Annotated in this window: 22 protein-coding genes; 15 read left to right on the forward strand and 7 right to left on the reverse strand. The window is 47.6% G+C overall.

The window, feature by feature from the left end:
* Window positions 1–151 precede the first annotated feature (151 nt).
* Complete coding sequence (folE2, locus tag A0126_RS01160) at window positions 152–1,057, reverse strand: GTP cyclohydrolase FolE2 (protein WP_029332371.1); 906 nt, start codon at window positions 1,055–1,057, stop codon at window positions 152–154.
* Window positions 1,058–1,363: 306 nt separating this feature from the next.
* On the opposite strand from folE2, the gene A0126_RS01165 reads away from it, so the two are divergent.
* From A0126_RS01165 to A0126_RS01200, 8 genes are all read left to right on the forward strand, one after another.
* On the forward strand, window positions 1,364–2,221 hold the full coding sequence (locus tag A0126_RS01165) for a TerC family protein (protein WP_088836085.1): 858 nt from the start codon (window positions 1,364–1,366) through the stop codon (window positions 2,219–2,221).
* 149 nt (window positions 2,222–2,370) lie between these two features.
* A complete protein-coding gene (locus tag A0126_RS01170) occupies window positions 2,371–3,126 on the forward strand; it encodes a TerC family protein (RefSeq protein ID WP_088836086.1) in 756 nt (251 codons plus the stop codon).
* A 58-nt stretch (window positions 3,127–3,184) separates the two neighbouring features.
* Window positions 3,185–4,318 (forward strand): YfbR-like 5'-deoxynucleotidase, encoded by a 1,134-nt coding sequence (locus A0126_RS01175; protein WP_088836087.1) that lies wholly within the window; start codon window positions 3,185–3,187, stop codon window positions 4,316–4,318.
* Window positions 4,319–4,330: 12 nt separating this feature from the next.
* Window positions 4,331–5,530 carry a multidrug effflux MFS transporter gene (locus A0126_RS01180; RefSeq protein ID WP_088836088.1) on the forward strand — a complete coding sequence of 400 codons (1,200 nt, stop codon included), beginning with the start codon at window positions 4,331–4,333 and terminating at the stop codon, window positions 5,528–5,530.
* Between the two features lie 143 nt (window positions 5,531–5,673).
* Complete coding sequence (locus tag A0126_RS01185; protein WP_029332376.1) at window positions 5,674–5,913, forward strand: hypothetical protein; 240 nt, start codon at window positions 5,674–5,676, stop codon at window positions 5,911–5,913.
* Complete coding sequence (locus A0126_RS01190) at window positions 5,903–6,424, forward strand: NfeD family membrane protein (RefSeq protein ID WP_088836089.1); 522 nt, start codon at window positions 5,903–5,905, stop codon at window positions 6,422–6,424. The genes A0126_RS01185 and A0126_RS01190 overlap by 11 nt, the downstream gene beginning before the upstream one ends.
* On the forward strand, window positions 6,400–7,944 hold the full coding sequence (locus A0126_RS01195) for a flotillin lipid rafts scaffold protein FloT (protein WP_157898459.1): 1,545 nt from the start codon (window positions 6,400–6,402) through the stop codon (window positions 7,942–7,944). The genes A0126_RS01190 and A0126_RS01195 overlap by 25 nt, the downstream gene beginning before the upstream one ends.
* On the forward strand, window positions 7,941–8,351 hold the full coding sequence (locus tag A0126_RS01200) for a hypothetical protein (RefSeq protein ID WP_088836091.1): 411 nt from the start codon (window positions 7,941–7,943) through the stop codon (window positions 8,349–8,351). The genes A0126_RS01195 and A0126_RS01200 overlap by 4 nt, the downstream gene beginning before the upstream one ends.
* A gap of 112 nt (window positions 8,352–8,463) precedes the next feature.
* Here the strand turns inward: A0126_RS01200 and A0126_RS01205 are convergent, their stop codons facing one another.
* Together A0126_RS01205 and A0126_RS01210 are read right to left on the reverse strand one after the other, a co-directional pair.
* On the reverse strand, window positions 8,464–9,312 hold the full coding sequence (locus A0126_RS01205; protein ID WP_088836092.1) for a DegV family protein: 849 nt from the start codon (window positions 9,310–9,312) through the stop codon (window positions 8,464–8,466).
* A gap of 13 nt (window positions 9,313–9,325) precedes the next feature.
* Complete coding sequence (locus tag A0126_RS01210; RefSeq protein ID WP_088836093.1) at window positions 9,326–10,150, reverse strand: octanoyl-[GcvH]:protein N-octanoyltransferase; 825 nt, start codon at window positions 10,148–10,150, stop codon at window positions 9,326–9,328.
* 146 nt (window positions 10,151–10,296) lie between these two features.
* Between A0126_RS01210 and A0126_RS01215 the strand changes: the two genes are divergently transcribed.
* The 4 genes from A0126_RS01215 (at window position 10,297) to A0126_RS01235 (ending at window position 14,355) form a co-directional block, all read left to right on the forward strand.
* Entirely contained in the window at window positions 10,297–11,616 is a 1,320-nt protein-coding gene (locus tag A0126_RS01215) for an HD domain-containing protein (protein ID WP_088836094.1), read from the forward strand.
* On the forward strand, window positions 11,600–12,451 hold the full coding sequence (locus A0126_RS01220; protein ID WP_088836095.1) for a phosphotransferase family protein: 852 nt from the start codon (window positions 11,600–11,602) through the stop codon (window positions 12,449–12,451). Before A0126_RS01215 ends, A0126_RS01220 begins: the two co-directional genes overlap by 17 nt.
* Before the next feature lie 123 nt (window positions 12,452–12,574).
* Window positions 12,575–13,753, forward strand: coding sequence for a NupC/NupG family nucleoside CNT transporter (locus A0126_RS01225; protein WP_029332383.1), 1,179 nt, complete (start codon window positions 12,575–12,577; stop codon window positions 13,751–13,753).
* 257 nt (window positions 13,754–14,010) lie between these two features.
* Window positions 14,011–14,355 (forward strand): YciI family protein, encoded by a 345-nt coding sequence (locus tag A0126_RS01235; protein ID WP_239456897.1) that lies wholly within the window; start codon window positions 14,011–14,013, stop codon window positions 14,353–14,355.
* Between the two features lie 80 nt (window positions 14,356–14,435).
* On the opposite strand, the gene A0126_RS01240 is transcribed toward A0126_RS01235, so the two are convergent.
* The gene (locus A0126_RS01240) at window positions 14,436–15,065 is read right to left on the reverse strand and encodes an NAD(P)-dependent oxidoreductase (RefSeq protein WP_088836098.1); all 630 of its coding nucleotides are present in this window, start codon (window positions 15,063–15,065) and stop codon (window positions 14,436–14,438) included.
* 89 nt (window positions 15,066–15,154) lie between these two features.
* Window positions 15,155–15,340 (reverse strand): 2-hydroxymuconate tautomerase, encoded by a 186-nt coding sequence (locus tag A0126_RS01245; RefSeq protein ID WP_029332386.1) that lies wholly within the window; start codon window positions 15,338–15,340, stop codon window positions 15,155–15,157.
* 171 nt (window positions 15,341–15,511) lie between these two features.
* Between A0126_RS01245 and A0126_RS01250 the strand changes: the two genes are divergently transcribed.
* Window positions 15,512–16,039: a hypothetical protein gene (locus A0126_RS01250; protein ID WP_088836099.1), complete on the forward strand. Its 528-nt coding sequence runs from the start codon at window positions 15,512–15,514 to the stop codon at window positions 16,037–16,039.
* A 68-nt stretch (window positions 16,040–16,107) separates the two neighbouring features.
* On the forward strand, window positions 16,108–16,602 hold the full coding sequence (locus A0126_RS01255; RefSeq protein ID WP_029332388.1) for a YwhD family protein: 495 nt from the start codon (window positions 16,108–16,110) through the stop codon (window positions 16,600–16,602).
* Window positions 16,603–16,638: 36 nt separating this feature from the next.
* Here A0126_RS01255 and A0126_RS01260 read toward each other — a convergent pair whose 3' ends face one another.
* A complete protein-coding gene (locus A0126_RS01260) occupies window positions 16,639–17,484 on the reverse strand; it encodes a metallophosphoesterase (RefSeq protein ID WP_239456795.1) in 846 nt (281 codons plus the stop codon).
* A 75-nt stretch (window positions 17,485–17,559) separates the two neighbouring features.
* A complete protein-coding gene (locus A0126_RS01265) occupies window positions 17,560–19,116 on the reverse strand; it encodes a BCCT family transporter (protein WP_088836101.1) in 1,557 nt (518 codons plus the stop codon).
* Between the two features lie 397 nt (window positions 19,117–19,513).
* Here A0126_RS01265 and A0126_RS01270 point away from each other — a divergent pair, with 397 nt between their 5' ends.
* On the forward strand, window positions 19,514–20,188 hold the full coding sequence (locus tag A0126_RS01270; protein ID WP_088836102.1) for an NAD(P)H-dependent oxidoreductase: 675 nt from the start codon (window positions 19,514–19,516) through the stop codon (window positions 20,186–20,188).
* The last annotated feature ends 66 nt before the right edge of the window (window positions 20,189–20,254 follow it).

Here is a 20,254-nt window from a genome sequence, read left to right on the forward strand (position 1 = left end):
CCGTTACTAGGTCCTTCCTCTCATTTTTAATATTGTTTCAAGTCATGCCGATTTCTTCATTGCTTCCAGGCGTTTCAAAAAAGTGCATCCGGTTAATGAAAAAACGCCCTAGACAACGAAGAGGTCATCTAGGGCGAGGGTGGTATAAGACTTATTGTGCGTCTTTATCGAACGTGATTCGAGCGATGGCATCGTGTTGGTGAATGGTTTCTTCGTTTCGGCATTCGACGAAGAACGTTGCGATCGCATCCATTTCGTAGAGATCAGCCGCGATTAAGCGGACCATATCTTCGACGAAGCGTGGGTTTTCGTAAGCCATCTCCGTAACACGTTTTTCATCCGGACGTTTGAGGACCGGGTGAAGTGGTGCTGATGCATTTGATTCAGCCGCATCCAGTAATTCTTGTTTCCAGTCAAAGTCATCTGCCTCGTCACGAAGCGATGCTTCCATCGTGACGTAACCACGTTGATTATGGGCACTGTACTCACTGATTTCTTTTGAACATGGGCAGAGTGTCGTGACATTGATCGTTAACCCGACCGTCAACGTTGCTTCATTCGTTTCCGTATCGACACTGACCGTTTGCCAGACTTCGGCATTCATCAGACCGCTGAGTCCAGTTGCCGGTGCTTTACGCGTGAAGAACCATGGGTAGCGAATCGTTAATTGACCTTCAGACTGCTCCATCCGCTCGGCTAAATCGCGCGCGAACTGAATCAGTGATTCGTTCGTGACGACCCATCCTTCTTGATGGTACTGATCGAGTTGCTCCGTTAAGCGACTCATGTTGATGCCTTTACGGTCTTGAACGAGTGATGTCGAAAGCTCGAACGTCGCGACAGTGGCCTGCGTTTTGTCACCATCTTGGATGACGACAGGATGTTTGACGTTTGAAATACCGACTGCATCAAGTGCAAACAAGAAATTCTTTGGTGTATTTTGAAGATCAACCATTTTATCTTTTTCAGTAGGTTTTGTTCCTTTAACAGGGGGAACAGAACCGAAAAGCTTATGACGCTCTTCTTTTGTTGGTAGTGTAATCGGGTAGGTAGACATTTCAATTGGCCCCTTTGTCCTTTTGTATTTTATCAATAGTAATAACATGACAGGAATGCTAGAGACGAGCAACTCTGATGATTCCGCAAATGTGTTTGCACTATGTTGAACTGTTGATATGAATTTTATCATGAACTGCTAGCAAAACGAAACTAGCAAGGCTCAGAATCAACAGTTTGCTAAACTCATCATAAGGGACACTTGCAAGTCTGTACTGAATCGGATAGTATATGTTCATATGAACGCGTAAATCTTTTTTTAGTTAATGCCTTTGTGAAACTTATAAGATAGGAAGGAATGAAGTAGATGGATTGGCAGTTAGTACTACAATATGCCTGGGTAGTCGTCGTTTTAATCGCACTCGAAGGACTACTTTCAGCAGATAATGCACTCGTCCTCGCCGTCATGGTAAAACACTTACCAGGCGAACAACAGAAAAAAGCTTTATTTTATGGTTTGGCAGGAGCGTTCGTCCTCCGCTTCGCGGCATTGTTCGCGATTTCGTTCCTCGTTGATATTTGGCAGATTCAAGCACTTGGTGCAGCATACCTGCTTATCATGGGGTTACGGCATATTTATAAAACGGTCAAGGCACGACGGCTCGGTGAAAACCATGGGGCAGACAGTGAGCTCGATCAAGAACCGAAATCGGATGAGCCCGTCTCAAAAGCGGAGTTTTGGAAAACAGTCGCTAAAATTGAATTCGCCGATCTTGCATTCGCCGTCGATTCGATTCTTGCAGCGGTCGCACTCGCCGTCGCATTACCTGACTGGGGGACAAATGAAATTGGTGGATTGAATGCCGGACATTTCGTCGTCATCCTGACAGGTGGTTTGATGGGTGTCGTCTTGATGCGTTTCGCAGCGCGCGTCTTCGTCAGACTACTCGCAGAACGTCCTGGACTTGAAACAGCGGCATTCGCAATCGTCGCTTGGGTCGGAGTCAAGCTCGCCGTTCTTGCCCTTGAGCATCCGAAATATCACGCATCGATTGAAGGAACAATCTTTGAAGCGATGAAGTTACCGGAAGGCTTTGCTCACAGTACGCCATGGCAAGCGTTCTTCTGGACGGTCATGGTCGGTCTCGCAGTTTGGGGTTGGTTCTCTTCACCGAAAACAAAACCAAATCCAGATGCTGAGAAAAAAGTGGATCAACATCTTTAAGCGAAAGGCTCTCCGACTGGAGGGTCTTTTTTAGTGTGAACTCCGAAAAAAGGGGGAAGATAGAAACACAAGGTTCAAGCTTCCGTCTTTTTCTTTTACAGGTACAAAGATTATAATGAACCTAGTGAACAAAAAGGGGATTCGTTTTTATGGATATTGGATTAATTACGCAGTATGCGACGGTCGGGCTCGTCCTGATCATCTTACAAGGATTGCTGTCGGCTGATAATGCGATGGTCATGGCGGTACTCGTTCGTCCTTTACCGGACGATCAACGAAAAAAAGCGTTGTTTTACGGACTAATCGGGGCACTCGTCCTTCGTTTCATCGCGATTTTCTTTGCGTCGTACTTAGCGACTGTTTGGGAGTTACAGGCACTTGGTGCAGCGTACCTCTTTTATGTCGCCTTTAAAGGAATCGTCGAGGCACGATCAAACAAACATCAAATACCGGATGCGATGGCATCCAAAAAAGAATCGCCGAATTTTTGGTGGACGGTCGTCAAGGTCGAATTATCTGATTTAGCGTTTGCCGTCGATTCGACACTCGCGGCCGTTGCCATGGCGACGACATTACCGATGGTCGGCGGGATGATTGGTGGACTGAACACGGGACAATTTTGGGTCGTCTTCTTCAGTGGGATCATCGGACTTGTCATCATGCGATATTTCGCAAGCTGGTTCGTTGTTTTACTCCAAAAACGACCAGGGATTGAAGAAGCAGCATTTTGGCTCGTCGCTTGGGTCGGGGTTAAGCTCGTCATCATGACGCTTGCACACCCGACCATTCATGTCTTACCGCACGAGTTTCCGGAAAGCACGCTCTGGCAGACGATTTTCTGGGTCGTTCTCGGACTGATTCTTGTCATCGGCTGGTTTAGAAGTGGTGTCAAAGAAGAAAAATAATACAAAAATTGGACAGGGTCACAACTCCTCTGTCCTTTTTGATTTTGGGGGAGATTTCATGCAAAACGGTAACTTTATTCGAATGCTGACACGGATGCAGAACGTACCACGTTGGGATGAGTATGCTCCGCGTTTTCAAGACAACGCCGCAAGTCATAGTTTTCGCGTCGCTCTATTTAGTTTAATGGCGAGCTATATCGAACAAGAGCAGCAACCCGTTGAAATCGATCGCCTCCGCTTATTAGGAAAGGCACTGTTTCACGATATGAACGAAGTGATCACCGGTCCAATCAAACACCGGACGAAAAAAGAGCCGACACTTCATGATCACATTCAGGCGATGGAGCAACAGGCGAGTGAGAAACTCGTCGCTTTACTGTCGAAATCGCTTCAAACAGAATTTACAGACTATCTCGTCCATGCCGAAGATGACACGATTGAAGGGCAAATCGTTAAAGCGATCGATACGTTCGACGCGATGTTGTTCGCAAGACGGGAAGCACGGATGACGGCGTCACCGTTCTTTGAAGCAAAAACGCTTGAACTGAAAAACTATTTACTCGAACACCCGTTATATGCCATCCGTCGCTTGACGACATCCGTCTTTGCCGAAGACGAGATGGCACATTTCATTGACAATGCATTGATGATGGATACGATTCGACGCTGGAAAGGGCGCTTCAATACGATTGATGACAATGACGCGACACATGCGTTTCGGGCGGCTTCCCTCGGCTTGTTCAACGGTCTGATCGAGTCGAAAAAGTACGGGGTTACGATCGATACGGCTGAAGTCGTTTCGCGTTTGCTCTGTCACGATTTAGTCGAAGGGACGACAGGGGACGTCCTCGGACCGGTCAAACATGCGACGCCGGTCACGGCAGCTGCCTTTGAGGCCTATGAACGGGCAGAAGGGGAGGCGTTGATTGGATTATTACCTGACGTGATGCGAACAGAATTTTATCGTTTTCTCGTCGAAGCGAAAGATGATACGTATGAAGGACAGATGGTAGATGTCGTCGATAAGCTCGATGCGTTGATTAAAATGAATATGGAACGCAAGTTGAACGGAGTGGAATATGAGACAGGCTACCGGGCGCAACTGAAGAAAGTCCAGACGGCTTACGAAAATCCATCTGTCGTCTTTTTCCTCGCCTATGTCTTGCACGACTTGGATTACGTAACGACTTAAGGAGGAAATCGGATGGCAGATGTTTCACTCGTGAAAACGAAACGACTTACCTTGATTTTAATTTTAGGCTCATTGGCAGCACTCGGTCCGCTCTCGATCGACATGTATTTACCTGCTTTCCCCGACATGTCCCGTTCATTCGGGGCGAGTGCGTCGATGATTCAATTGAGTTTGACGGCATGTATGCTTGGCATGGCGCTCGGTCAATTGATTGTCGGACCGCTTAGCGATGTCCGTGGACGGAAACGTCCCTTAATGCTCGCACTCGTCGCCTATCTCCTCGCCTCGCTTGCATGTGCGTTTGCTCCGACGATCGAAGTGTTGATTGCACTTCGTTTTGTGCAAGGGGCGGCTGGTGCTTCCGGCATCGTCATTTCGCGCGCGATCGTTCGTGATTTGTTTGAAGGACCGGAATTGACGAAGTTCTTTGCTGCTTTATCTCTTGTTAACGGGACGGCTCCGATTTTAGCACCAGTCATCGGTGGACAAATTTTACGTTTCGGTGATTGGCATGTGGTGTTTTATTTACTGGCCATCTTAAGTACGATGATGCTGCTTGCCGTTGCTTTCCGGTTACCGGAAACACTGCCGGTGCATCACCGGGTCGAAGGGAATCTCGCGACGACGGTTCGGACGTTTGGTCGTTTATTGACGGACCGCGTGTTCATCGGTTACGCCTTTGCACAAGCGTTCGTCATGGGTGCGATGTTCGCCTATATCTCCGGTTCGCCGTTCGTTTTACAAAACATTTACGGTGCGAGTCCGCAACAGTTTAGTTTCCTGTTCGGCTTGAACGGGATTGGAATCATCATCGCGGCTCAAATCGCAGGACGACTCGCCGGTCGCGTCGATAGTGAGAAATTGATGCGGATTGCCTTAATGATTGTTGCGACGGCAAGCATCTTGTTGTTCCTCGGCTTGACCTTATCCGATGCCTTGATTTTTGTCATGATTCCACTTTTCTTCGTTGTGTCGAGCGTCGGTCTGATTTCAACGCTTGGTTTTACACTTGCGATGCAAAACTACGGGAAGACGGCAGGGAGCGCATCTGCTTTGCTCGGTCTCTTGCCGATGCTCGTCGGTTCACTCGTTTCACCACTCGTCGGAATCATGGGCGAGGACTCGGCTTTACCGATGGGGTTGATTATCATGACACTTGATTGTGCAGCACTCGTCATCTACTATGTTTTGATTGTTAAACGGAAAAAGTAAACGGATTAAAACCGAGGAGCATTGCTCTTCGGTTTTTTTGTTTATCCGCATGAAAAATGGAAAAAGGAAATTGGTTTTTGAAACCATTTCCAAAAACTAGCGTACATAAAACTGAACGGATTAAACAGGAAAGGAGCACGAAGATGAGAAAACGACGTCAACCTGTCGCGGCCACGCCAAGTCAAGGAGCACTCGAAAGTTTGCTAGCGCGTCATTACGCGGCACAGAAAAAGTATGCACGGCGTTTGCAAGAAGACACCAGTCCGCGTGAGCGTGAGCTGGCACACCTGCTGTATGAAGAAAACCGGCATGAATACAAACGGATTTATCATCAGCTTTATGGCTCGAGTGCTTTTATCGAGGTGACAGAAGATGGACGTTAGTACGTTGTATCTCTATGCACTGGCAGCAGCAGGATGTGGCGTTTTGTTATCGGTCGTGTTCTCGGACCTGGTTCCGGGCGTCGATCAAATTTTTCATCCGACGTTGATTTTATCATTCGTCATTTTAACGTCGGCTTTCGGATTCGGACTTGAGCATTTAACAGCCATGAGCTCATTGATGATCTTATTGCTCAGTGGATTCATCAGTCTTATTTTGACGACCTTAGTGCACTTGTTCATTTTTGTACCGCTTGCCGAAGCCGAGCAGTCGCTGGGTTTTTCCGAGCAGATGCTAGAAGGAAGAAGTGCAACGGTCATTTTATCGATCCCGAGTGACGGATATGGAGAAATTTTAGTCGATGACGTATCCGGACGGATTTCAAAATCAGCCGTTTTATTTGAAGGACCGCCACTCGATCAAGGAACGAAAGTCATCATCATTGAAATCAAACAAGGGGTGGCGCACGTCATGACCTACCCGAACCAATGGAAAGAGGAGATGTTTACGTGAATCCAGTTATTATTGTGGCGATTATCGCCGGCGCGCTCATTTTAGCGCTTGTTGCTCTATTTATCACGAAGTATCGGACAGTTGGGCCAGAAGAAGCGTTAATCGTGTCGGGGAGTTATCTCGGAAATAGTCCAAGTGTCAATACGGATGAATCCGGTAACCGCGTTAAAATCATTCGCGGTGGCGGGGCATTCATCTTGCCTGTCTTCCAACAGGCGACACCGCTCAGTTTACTGTCGAGCAAGCTCGAAGTAACAACGCCTGAAGTTTATACGGAACAAGGTGTTCCGGTCATGGCGGATGGAACGGCAATCATTAAAATCGGCAGCTCGATTTCGGAAATCGCGACGGCAGCCGAGCAATTCCTCGGGAAATCAAAGGAAGACCGTGAAAGTGAGGCGCGGGAAGTCCTCGAAGGTCACTTGCGGTCGATTCTTGGATCGATGACGGTCGAAGAAATCTATAAGAACCGCGATAAATTTTCGCAAGAAGTGCAACGTGTCGCGTCACAAGATCTCGCGAAAATGGGACTGATCATCGTCTCGTTCACGATTAAAGATGTCCGCGATAAAAACGGTTATCTCGAATCACTCGGGAAACCACGCATCGCGCAAGTACGCCGTGACGCTGATATCGCGACGGCGGATGCTGAAAAAGAAACGCGGATCAAGCGGGCGGAAGCTTCAAAAGATGCGAAAAAAGCAGAGCTCGAGCGCGCGACTGAAATCGCGGAAGCGGAAAAAGAAAACCAGCTGAAGATGGCAGACTATCGTCGCGAACAAGACATCGCGAAGGCGAAAGCCGACCAAGCCTACGACTTAGAAAATGCACGCGCGCAACAAGAAGTCACAGAGCAACAAATGCAAATCAAAATCATCGAACGGCAAAAACAAATCGAACTCGAAGAACGTGAAATTCTCCGTCGCGAGAAACAGTACGACGCAGAAGTTAAAAAACGTGCCGATGCCGATCGGTACTCGATCGAACAGGCAGCACAAGCGGACCGGGCGAAACAATATGCAGAAGCCGATGCGACGAAATACCGGATTGAAGCGTCAGCGAAGGCCGATGCGGAACGGATTCGCCTTGATGGTCTCGCAAAAGCCGACGCCGAGCGGGCACAAGGGGAAACCGAGGCGGACATCATCCGCCTGAAAGGTCTTGCGGAAGCAGAAGCAAAAGAGAAGATTGCCCAAGCCTTCGAACAATTCGGACAAGCGGCGATTCTCGACATGGTCATTCGCATGATGCCGGAGTATGCGAAAGAAATCGCAGCACCACTCGGTAACATCGACAAGATCACGGTCGTCGATACAGGGAACGGTGAAGGTGGCGGTGCGAACCGTGTGACGGGTTATGCGACGGACTTGATGGCGTCACTCCAAGAGACGTTGAAGGCTTCTTCCGGAATCGATGTCAAAGAATTGATTGAGAACTTTTCTGGAAAAGGGACAGCCAAACCGTTGACGGTCAACTTGAATCAAGGGGAACCGGTCGCGTCGGGAACGAAGTCTGAATGAAACCGAACGTTGTCTTGCCGATGCTGTTTCTGCTGGTTATCGTAAATCTGGTTGCCCCGCTTTCGGCACTTTTCCTCGTAGCAATCGGTTCGGCGTTCGCGCTGTATAAAGGCTATACATCAGAGGACGGAATCCAGAACATCTTCAACGTCAAGCGGGTTTCCTATTCGCTTCACCATCCGCTGACACGGGCGGAAGCGCTCGCTGCCGGTCTAATCGGTCTGTTGACAATAGATCTGGCCTACTTGTGGAACGGAATCCGGACAGGACTGTCCTTGCAAGATGTCGGCTATTTGTTCTTTGAACTGGTGACATTGCTTTTGTTTGTGTATGTATTGTTCCGCTTTTTGTTGCTCGGACTTTTTGAACCGAGAACAGAGCGGACACCGTATGCATCGAGACGATGAAACCGTGAAATGACAGGTTTTAAAAACAAAAAAATCCGGATGATCCAACCTTTTCTGATAAAGAAGAGGGGAATCATTCGGATTTTTTAGTGTGGATAAAATCAAGCGGCTGTCAGGCCGGCAAATCATAGCCGATGACAAGCAGTCCCGGTCCGGTGTGCGAACCGATGGCCGCTCCGGCAATCGTAATCAAGACTTCGCTTGGAGAGAACTGGGCTTCAATCAATTGTTTGAGCATCTCGGCCCGTTCAATCGAGTCACCGTGACCGATGATGATGCGGTGTCCGTCAATCATCGGACGCGCTTCTTCCATCCATTCGACGATCCGGTTCATGACCTTTTTCTGACCACGAATCTTTTCTTTCGGGATCAACTTACCGTCTTCGACCGTCAAGAGCGGCAGAATCGATAATAATCCACCGATGAAGGCACTCGCACGTGACACACGACCACCACGCATCAGGTACTCGAGTGATTCAACCGTGAACAAGTGACGGATCGAATTCACTTTTTGTTCTGCATAGGCTTTTGTTTCGTCAAACGTATGTGTTTTCGCGAAGGTCGCGACATCAAGGACGAAGAGTCCTTGACCGGTCGATGCTGTTTTCGTATCAATGACGGCGTACGGAACATCGGGATATTGTTCGGCGAGTTCTTCTGCGAGCATCGTTGCCGTTTGATAGGTGCCGGATAGATCACTTGAAAAAGCGAGATAGAGGAACGGTTCCCCTTGTTCGAAGTGTGCTTTGAAGACTTCCGCGATCCGCGTGACCTCGACTTGGAAAGTTTTTGGCGCAGCACCGTCACGCATTTTAGCATAGAGCTCCTCCGGCGAAATCGTTTCGCCGTCAAAATACGTGTCGTCTCCAATCAATACACCGAACGGCATGATTGTGATGTCATGGGCATCTAATAATTCTTGCGGTGCATCGGCACCACTATCGGTAATGAATCGTACCATTGCGTTCTCTCCTTTACTTACCTAGGGCTTTTTCGTTTCGTTCGAGCATCCGGCCCAGGTTTACACCGAATCGTTCATTTTCGACTTCATCGAGGACGGACGGGACTAAATTTGTGCCGAGTGCCATCAAGGCACGGTAAGCACGGAGTAAACACTGTTCGACCGTAAGCGGAAGTTGAAGTAACTCCTCAAGAGAGGCCATTGTGTCCGGAATGATGACAGGATACGTGAATTTTGTTTCCTCGCCTTGCAGGGCGGCTTCATAAAAGTCGCGCACGAGTGCTGCGCGCTTACTCCCGCTTCCGTTGACACATAAATAAATCTGAACGGCGACCCCCCCGCGGACACGTCGTTGCGAAATCCCGGCGAACTTTTTACCGAATATCGAAAGGTCGTAAGAGCCGGGGCAATATGAGCCGACGACTTCGCCAGCGACGATCGCATCGGTTTCGTCTCTGAACATGTGCTGCACAAGGGCGAGCATCGCTTCGTAGCCGCTGTCGATATCAATGCCGCCCCGTTCTGGTAGGACAAGCGAAATGTTCAAGACACCTGCATCGAGGACGACCGCGAGTCCGCCCGAATTTCGGACGACGGGGTGAAAGCCGTGTGTATTCAAGACATCGATTCCTTCTGTTAAGTGAGGCAGACGGGCATCTTGAATCCCGAGGACGACCGTTTCGTGGTGCACCCAAGAACGAAGTGCCGCACCTTCTGTTGCGACGGAGGCACAAAGCGTGTCGTCCATCGCGAACGATTGGGTGGCATGAAATGTCGTTCCGAGTGACGTTTGATCAAAAATACGATATTGTTCTTGTTTTAAGAGTTCGATTCCCATTGGCTCGTTCCTTTTTTTGTAGATTTGCGACATCATTATAGCATAGCCAGTGTAAACTTTATGTAAGAAGCGGATAGTCTGACAGGAACAGACTGCCCCTAAATTGAAAACAACGAAGAGAACGACCAGATGAAGGGGAGAATGACATGTATCAGTCACTAGGTCAATTAAGAGAAACTAAGGTCTTTAAAGATCCGGTTCATCGTTATATTTATGTCAGCGACCAATTGATTTGGCAACTGATTGGAACAAAGGAGTTTCAACGGCTTCGCAGGGTCAAACAACTCGGGACATCCTTTTTGACGTTTCACGGAGCGGAGCATACGCGGTTTCATCATTCGCTTGGTGTGTATGAGATTACACGCCAACTGATCGACGTCTTTAACGGTCGTGCTGACTGGGATGACCAATACCGCGAGCTGACGCTCGTCGCAGCCTTGCTTCATGACGTCGGGCACGGACCCTTTTCCCATGCCTTCGAAAATGTCTTTGGTGTCGATCACGAGGAGTGGACGGAACGGATCATTCTCGGGGATACGGAAATCAAACGAGTCCTCGATCAAGTTGGCGAAGGCTTTGCGGAAGAAGTCGCCTCCGTCATCAATAAGACGCATCCGAACCAGTTGCTCGTGACGATGATCAGTTCGCAACTCGACGTCGACCGGATGGATTACTTATTGCGTGACGCCCATTTCGCCGGTGTCAGTTACGGGAAGTTTGATTTAGAACGCATGTTGCGTGTCTTACGTCCCGCACACAATCAGATGGTCGTCAAACAATCAGGCATGCACTCGATTGAAGACTACATCATGCGCCGGTATCAGATGTACTGGCAAGTCTATCTGCACCCGGTCACACGATCGAGCGATTACTTATTAAAAGCGATTCTCGAGCGGGCGAAGGAACTGTATACCTCGGGTTATGTGTTTGACATCCATCCGGTTCATTTGATTCCGTTATTTGACCAAACGATGGCGTTGAAGAATTACCTCGCGCTTGATGAAACGATTGTTTATTTCTATTTCCAACAATGGATGGAAGAACACGATGCGATTCTTAGTGACTTGTCACGTCGGTTCGTCAATCGAAAATTATTTAAGTACGTCGACTACCCACCAGAAAAGCGGGAAGCAATCCATGAAAAACTAGCAGAACTGTTCAATAAAATCGGACTCGATCCGGCATATTACTTGTTAGAAGATAAATTAAGTCGCCTTCCGTATGATTTATATGGAGAGAACGGAGAAATCAGTAAACAGCCGATCATGCTCCAAATGAAAGACGGGCAGAAAAAAGAAATCTCACAAGTCTCCCCACTCGTCGAAGCGATCGCGAATTCAAGACAGACGGATGAAAAGTTGTTTTATCCGCAAGAAATCTTGTATGACTTACGTGAGTTCGCTAATGAAAAGATGCAGATTGATCAACTGTTGCTCGGAGGATACTCAAATGAAACGAGTCATTGAGCAGATTTTAGAACAGGTCGGGTTGTCCGGAATTGAGACGGAAGTTTTACCCGGGGCGACCTCGTCGCTCGTCGTACGGGCGGGCGACAGTGTTATCCGAATCCATACGAATCCAAACTGGTTGCAACAAGAACAGGACCTCGTCGCGCACGAGGTCTTTGCGCTAAAGACGGCGGGGCCGCTTGCACCGCGCGTCCTCAAGTATCAAGAAGCGTGGATCGGCGAGATTCCACCTTGGCTTCAGATGACGTATGTCCAAGGGGTGGTGCAACTTACGCCACTTGACGATCTGTATGTGGAGCGACTGGCACGGACGTTAGTCGCAATTCATCGCTTACCGGTCCCAAAAACTTCGTATGTATATAAACCCTATAGTAAAACCCGTGTCGTTCCGACCTGGGCAACCGAAATCGCCGCCTGGGACTGGGCAAGTGCAACAGCACCAGCGCCTAGTGAACAGATTCGATTCATCCATCGTGATTTCCATCCGGTTAATGTGTTATACGATTTAGGGGAAAAGTATAACGTAGTTGATTGGGTGAGTGCATGTGTTGGACCGATTGAAGCAGACGTGGCGCATTGCCGGCTGAACCTTGCTTTACTCGAGTCCGTCGAAGTTGCGGACCGGTTTTTAAAATTTTATCAGGCGATGAGCGGGCTTACTTACGATCGGAGATGGGACTTAAATGCTGTTTTCGATTTTGGACCCGAAACAATTACTGTATATCCGGGGTGGGAAGCATATGGAAAGCGAAACCTCAGTCAGGACAATGTTCGGAAACGCCTGGAAAACTTTGTCTTGAAAGTTTATGAAAATAACGAAAGCGGTTACTAAATGAACTTTACCTATTGCAGTTCTGACGAATGTTGATTATTCTAGTACTTGGGACAGAGATTAAACGTCAGACATCGTACTTATGTACAACTGATAAACAACTAATAGATTGAGGGGTACTTCATGAAATATTTAATCGCGTTACTTGGACTGGTCGTCGTTTTTGGACTAGCTCTACTCGTCAGCAGCAATCGTAAAAGTATCAAATTGAAACCGCTTGCGGTCATGCTAGTGCTTCAGCTCGTTCTCGGATTCATCTTATTGAACACGTCGTTCGGTTATATTATCATCCGCGGTGTAGCGAGTGTCTTTGAAAAGTTACTTGGTTATGCAGCAATCGGAATTAACTTTGTCTTTGGTGGACTTGCGAATGAAGGGGCACAGCCATTCTTCATCAACGTTCTTCTTCCTATTGTCTTTATCTCAGCATTAATCGGAATTTTACAGTTCACGAAAATCCTCCCGCTCTTAATGCGCGGAATCGGATTTGTCTTGTCGAAGATTAACGGCATGGGACAACTTGAATCATACAACGCCGTCGCCTCGGCAGCGATCGGTCAATCTGAAGTCTTCATCACAGTCAAAAAACAAATCGGTAAATTACCGGCAAACCGTCTCTATACATTGTGTGCTTCGGCGATGTCGACCGTTTCAATGTCAATCGTCGGTGCTTACATGACAATGGTGGAACCGAAATATGTCGTTACGGCCATCGTCTTAAACCTCTTTGGTGGATTTATGATTGTTTCAATCATCAATCCGTATACGGTCGATCCAAACGAAGATATCTTAGAAATCGTCGAAGAGAAACAAACGTTCTTCGAGATGCTCGGCGAATACATCTTGGATGGATTTAAAGTCGCAATCATCGTCGGTGCGATGTTAATCGGATACAACGCATTGATTGGGATGGTCAACGACATCTTCTTGATGGTTCTTGGTATCTCGTTCCAAGAAATTCTCGGGTACATCTTTGCGCCATTCGCTTTCATCATGGGTGTTCCATGGGCAGAAGCAGTCAGTGCTGGTAGCATTATGGCAACGAAATTGATCACGAACGAATTCGTCGCGATGCTCAGTCTTCCTGAGTACACGAAAGAATTCTCAGAGCGTACACTCGGAATCGTATCGGTCTTCTTGATTTCATTCGCGAACTTCTCGTCAATCGGGATCATCGCGGGTGCAGTTAAAGGACTCGACGATCGCCAAGGCAGTGTCGCTGCGAGCTTCGGTCTTAAATTATTGTACGGTGCGACGCTCGTCAGTGTTCTGACAGCAATCGTCGTCAGTGTCATCATCTAATGAGAACTTAACATGCCCGCTGACATCTTTGTCGGCGGGTATTTTAGATTGTGGAAAAAGAAATTGTGGGCCAAACAAGCGTCATCTATTTTCGTTGCTCTCCCCAAGCTTACCTGGAAAGCGAGGATGTCGGAAACATCCGCCACAAGAATTGATTTGGTTAGACTCATCTTGGTTTGCGGAGAAGGGGATGGTGGAATTGGTTAATACATCATTTTAGCGACTTTCGAGAAAGGGAGATGCTGAACGTGCTATTTATGTTGATCGTTAAAGGATCAAAGCGTGCAGAAGCGGGTGAGCGTCCAAGTCCTGAGCTTATGGAAGCGATGTCCGAGTACAATCAAGCGTTACGCGATGCAGGGGTACATGTGATGGCGAAAGGACTCTATCCGAGCTCGAACGGGATGCGCTTTTCTTATCGTGGACCTGGAGATCGACCGATCGTTACGGAAGGACCATTCATGCAAACAGAGGAATTGATTGCTGGATTTATTTTGATCGATGTCGCGTCACGAAAAGAAGCAATCGACTGGGCACTACGGATGCCGGATCCGCAAGGGCACGGTGAAGGGGAAATTGAACTACGACAAGTGTTTGATTGAAAGTAAGCAAACTAAAACATGACGATGAATCCAGCATGCCTGACGGCGCACGGGATTCATCGTCATGTTGATTTTTGAAATCATTGATGGGAAGCAATCCCCACGCGCTTACGACTGAAGAGATGTTCGTTATAGGCTTCAAAAGCAAAACGGGCGACGTTGCGGCGAGGAATCGGTCCTGTCTCCTGTGTGAAGCGGGGTGCTTCAATTAAGAGATCATTGATTTCATCGTCTTCCGTCAATTGAGTCGGACAGATGACAGTGAAGTCAACGTCAGCATCCTTTAATGTCAAATAAGCTTTCAAATGATCTTCAGCAGCCACTGTCGAACGGCGGCGCGATTCGCTTGACTGGAAGCGGTACTTCCCGGGTTCTTCTGAGGCATCGAGAATGCCAGCCGTCCCGATGAAGATGATCCGTTCGATCTGTTGTTCCTTCATTTTCGTGACGAGATGGGGAATCGCTGTTGAAAGAACATGTTGCTGATCCGTACCAAGACAACTGAAGACGGCAGATGAACCTTGAATGACGTTCTCTAAATCTGTTACTTCCGTTGCATCTCCTTGAATGATCGTCAATTGCGGGTGCTCCGGTAACATGTGATCGGTCGAGCGGACGAGCGCACGGACATTGTGACCGGCTTGTAACAATAAATCGAGCAGGGGGCGCCCTGTCCGTCCCGTTGCCCCTAAAAGGCTAAGCGTTGCCATCATAATTCATCCTCTCTCGTTCATGGTGTTATAGGTATAAGAAAGAAGGATGGTCGAGCAACACGCATCGTCCATCCTTTTTTAGTTCCTTATTTATCGGCAAACATGACGCCTGCTTGTCCATAGTCCGTCTTTTCCATTTCTTCGATGAAGACGGTAATGTTTTCTTTTGGAGCATTGACTGTTTCTGAAACAGCTTCTGTTACTTTTTCGATCAGTGCACGTTTTTGTTCGACAGTCCGTCCTGAAAGCATTTTAACGGTAACGTAAGGCATAAATCGTTCCTCCTAAAAACATATTGGCAATACGCCCTCAGTATACCGTATGGAGCAGGGGAGCCGTCAAACAGCGACATCGAAACACGAAAAGACGGGTATAAGACAGGAGTGGGGGCATGTAAAAGAGAAGTAGTCGAGAGGAAAACTTAGGATGAAGAGGTGACACCAATGGAAATGGAATCTGTTATACGAAAAAAGATTCATACCTTGCTTATTTTCGACCGGGCATTACCAGAGGACACGACGTATCCACTATCGGGGACGAAGGGTTTGGAAGTCGCAGAAGTCATTTTTGATGAAAGCATTCCGTTTGGTCGACTTGTGACGGATAAAGAATTAGCAGCACTCGTCGGTACGCCGGAAGCGAAACGGTATGGAATGGTGACGTTACTTGAAGAGGATGACCGCTTTAAGCCCTTGTTCCAAAATCGGAAGTTACCGCCTGAGATTGAAACAGAAGTCGAGGAGCGTGTCCGGGAGCTTGCTAAACAACTGCGGGCGATTCGGTCTCGTTGCTCGTCGCTTGAACGCGTGATTTTGTTTGGTCGTGCGGCACAGACACTTTACGACCGGGCATTGACACGCTTGGAAGAATCAAATCCACCTGTGCATGAAGAATTGACCTCACTTGAATGTCTCCGTCTGCCGACGATTCGGCGTATGACGAAAGAACAGCTGGAACAAGTGAAACGCTAAGCAGGACTTGCGTCAGCAGTTGAATGCGGTATGATAGAGGCAACAGCTGTAAAAGGGGTCGAGTAAAGATGGAAAAGAAGATTAACTTCAATATCATTTCAGATAATTCAACAGACGGACATGGTGGATTTGGCGTCGGGACACTCAGTTTGAACAGTATGTCACCGGTCATCATCTCGCCAGAGGACGGCGAAGCATACATCGATATGGGTGCCATGCATGCGAAAGCAGCGATTGAGAAGCGAATTAAGTTCACGACGGATCGAGCGGACGCACCGAATGGGAAACTGTACTGGATCGTTTGGGTCACGGTAGGACGTAAGCCAGAAGGGTTTTATTACGGAGGCGTCGCAGCGTGCGATTTATTAGTCGACGTCGAAGCACGGCGCGGGTTTAAAATCTTAGCTGATCACGTCAATAAAATGGACAAGTCACTCAAGGGACGTATCGTCGTTGATCAGATGGATGATACGTCAAAAGGACTGCTTCGTGAATTCCTGATGACACATAAACCGGAAATGTGGGCGAACGCAGAGCCTGAGTTACATGATGCACTCGCATAACTAAAAAATCGCCGTCTCCTAGGAGGCGGCGATTTTTTATTGTGATTTTAAAGTGATGACTACGATTTCCGGACGATTGAACAACCGGAACGGGAAAAGGCTATTACCAAGGCCGCGACTGACGATGAGTTGTGTCGTATCCACTGTGTATTGACCGGCCGTCCGTTTCGGGAAAAATCCTTGTCCAGGTGCATACAAGCCATCTGTGAAAGGAAGTCGGATTTGACCGCCGTGAGCATGACCGGACAGAACGAGATCGATTTGCCGCTCCGCGTAGAGCGGTACATATTCCGGACGATGGGCGAGTAAGAGTTGAAACGTCGATCGATCGACCGTTTCTTGTGCGGAAGCGAGGCTTTTCCGAGTTCCGTCAGACTCTTGGAGACCTTCGCTCCAGCGTGTCGTCGTTGGGTCGTCGATGCCGAGTAGAGCGATGTTTGCACCGTTATATTCGAGCGGGACTGCCGTATTCCGTAAAATTTGTACACCAATCGCTTCGAGTTTCGGTAAAAGGGTCAAGTTGCGACGAACTTCATGGTTTCCCGTGACGAAATAGACAGGATAGTCCGCAGTCAATTGTTTCATCAAAGTCAGCGCAGCGGCTTCTCCGTTTCGGCGAGAGTCGATTAAATCCCCGGTCATCACGATGAGGTCAGGCTGTGCTTGAGTAATTTTTTTGAGTAGCTTCGTTTGTTTTGGATCGAAGGATTTCCCATGTAAGTCAGCGATTTGGACGACTGTATAGCCATCGAATGCTTTTGGCAGTCGTTCTGTTTCAATCGTGATTGCGGTCGTTTCAATCACATTATTTTCTTGATATAAAAACCAACCGCCTAAGACAAGAACCCCTAATGAAACGAACCAGCGTTTTCTGACGCGCAAGACCTCACTCCTCTCTTCACTAAGCATACCAAAAAGGCACCTCAGTCCGCATTGCGGAAGAGGTGCCTGACATGATTATGCTTCTTTCTTTAAATCATCAGATGCTTTCTTTTCTTCAGGTTCGTTATACAAATCAATGAACAAGGCGATGACCATCATCCCGACAACGAAGATGAACGGGAAGGCGGCTAAAATCGCGGCAGCTTGGAGAGCACTCAGCCCACCGGCATAAAGTAAAACAGCTGCGATTGAAGACTGGATGACACCCCATGTCAATTTGATTCGAAGGCTTGGCATCAAGCTACCGCCTGAAGAGAGCATTCCGAGTACGTACGTTGCTGAGTCAGCTGACGTAATGAAGAATGTCGTAATCAAGAAGACAGCTACGATACTAAGAATCGTACCAAGTGTACCAAATGTCTCGAACAAGGCGAACATACCTGTTTCGACACCTTTATCGTTAACTGTATCAATTAAGTTTACGCTGTTGAAAAGTTCGTTCCAGATTGCCGATCCACCGAAGACAGAGAACCAGAGCAGTCCGAAAATTGTTGGGACGAGCAAGATACCGAGAACGAATTCACGAATCGTCCGTCCTTTTGAAACACGTGCGATGAACGTACCGACGAATGGTGACCAAGAAATCCACCATGCCCAGTAGAAGATCGTCCAGCCGTTAATCCATGAACGTTCGTCCGGATTGAAGGCTGAGGCACGGAAACTCATGATCGGCAGGTTTTGTAAATAGGCACCTGTTGTTTGAACGAATAAATCCATGATGAAACTGAATGGTCCGAGGAACAAGACGCCGACCATCAAGAGCGCCGCGAGAACAAGGTTCGCGTGGCTGAGGCGTACAATTCCTTTGTCGAGACCAGAAGCAGCACTAATCATATAAAGGACTGAAACAACAAGGATAATCAGGAGCTGGGTCATGAACGAGTTTGGAATACCTCCAACGAGGAAATGTAAACCGCCCGAGATTTGCTGGGCGCCAAGTCCAAGTGAAGTGGCAACACCGAATGCTGTTGCGACGATCGCGAGAACTTCAACTGTCCCTTTACCTGCAGCTTCATATTTCGGTTTCATAAGCGAAGCGACAGTATCGCCGATTGTTGCAGGACGTCCTTTACGGAATGTCGAGTAAGCGATTGCTAAAGCGACGATTGCATAAAGTGCCCATGGGTGAAGTCCCCAGTGGAAGAATGAATAGCGCATCGCAAGACGTGCTGCTTCAGTCGGGTCACTCGTCGCAACCGGTGGTGTATGGAAGTGTGTCAATGGCTCTGAAACACCCCAGAAGACAAGTCCAATCCCCATACCGGCGCTAAAGAGCATCGCGAACCAAGAAATCAGGTTATATTCAGGGCGATCAGAGTCTTTTCCGAGTCGGATAGAACCGAAACGCGAGAAGACGAGGAAGATTGCAACTAATAAAAAGACGCTCATACCGAATAAGTAGAGCCAGCCGAAGCCATTTGTAACAAAGTTTTGTGCGACTGCTGTTACGTTGCCAAGATTTGCGGCACCAATGAGTGATTCAGGTAAGATTCCCCATATGGTAAAGAGCACACAGAAAATGACGGATACAATAAAGACGTTCGTGATCTTGCTTTTTCGATTATTTTCCATCGTGGTCAACACCTTCTTTCGAATTTTACATGTTTGTTTTGTTTCATGTTGTAAATACTGAAAAATTGCTATACAACGATTAGTAATACCCGTAACTTCAAAAACAAAACCTTATCACGCAAGTTACTACCGTAACAAACTTATAGTAAGGATGGCAAATGCTGTGGGTAATGAAAGATGGGGATTTCTAGAAAAAAAGGGTGGTAAAGTCGTTTGAACTGGCTTTGCATAGCGATTTTTGAAAAAAATGAAAAAATCTAATTTTTCTTTTGTTTCTCTAGTATTTCCCGAAAAGATTGATTTGTAACATTTAATATCAAGCAGAATAGCAGACGGGTCATTTCAGATTTGCTATCGTTGTGAAATAATCGATCAAAATCACTGGAGGAATCGAACAATGAGTCACGAACAGAAAAAACAAGCTATTTTAGCAGCCTTTCAATCACGTCATGCGACGAAAGCATTTGATCCTTCGAAAAAGATCACACCAGCAGACTTCGCATTTATTTTAGAAACCGCGCGTCTCTCCCCAAGTTCATTTGGTTATGAGCCTTGGAACATGCTCGTCATCCAAAATGAAGCATTGCGTGAAGAACTTCGTGCCGTCTCGTGGGGTGCCCAAGGACAATTGCCGACAGCGAGCCATTATGTCATTTTCCTTGCACGGACAGGTGCGCAAATGCAACCAGATGGTCCGCATGTCACGCACATGATGGACGCACTCGGTTTGTCAGACGAGGCAAAACAAGGGCGGACGACGCGGTATGGTCTTTTCCTCGAAGAAGACTTTAAAATCGGGAATAATGAAAAAGCGATGGAAGACTGGTCAGCGAAACAGGCCTATATCGCGCTCGGAAACATGATGTCGACGGCAGCACAAATCGGAATCGATTCATGTCCGATTGAAGGATTTGATCAAGAGGCGATTGAAAAAATCTTAGTCGACCATGATTTACTCGACCGGACTGTATTTACGGTTCCTGTCATGGTAGCGTTCGGTTACCGGGCGGATGAACCGAAACGTGCGAAACAACGCCGTGACTTGGATGAAATCGTCACTTTCGTCGAGTAAACACTCAGATAGTTTTTTTCGAATTATATAGAAGTTTCTTTCAAAATTCGGTATACTCGCATTTGT

The sequence above is a fragment of the Exiguobacterium sp. N4-1P genome, from assembly GCF_002214325.1.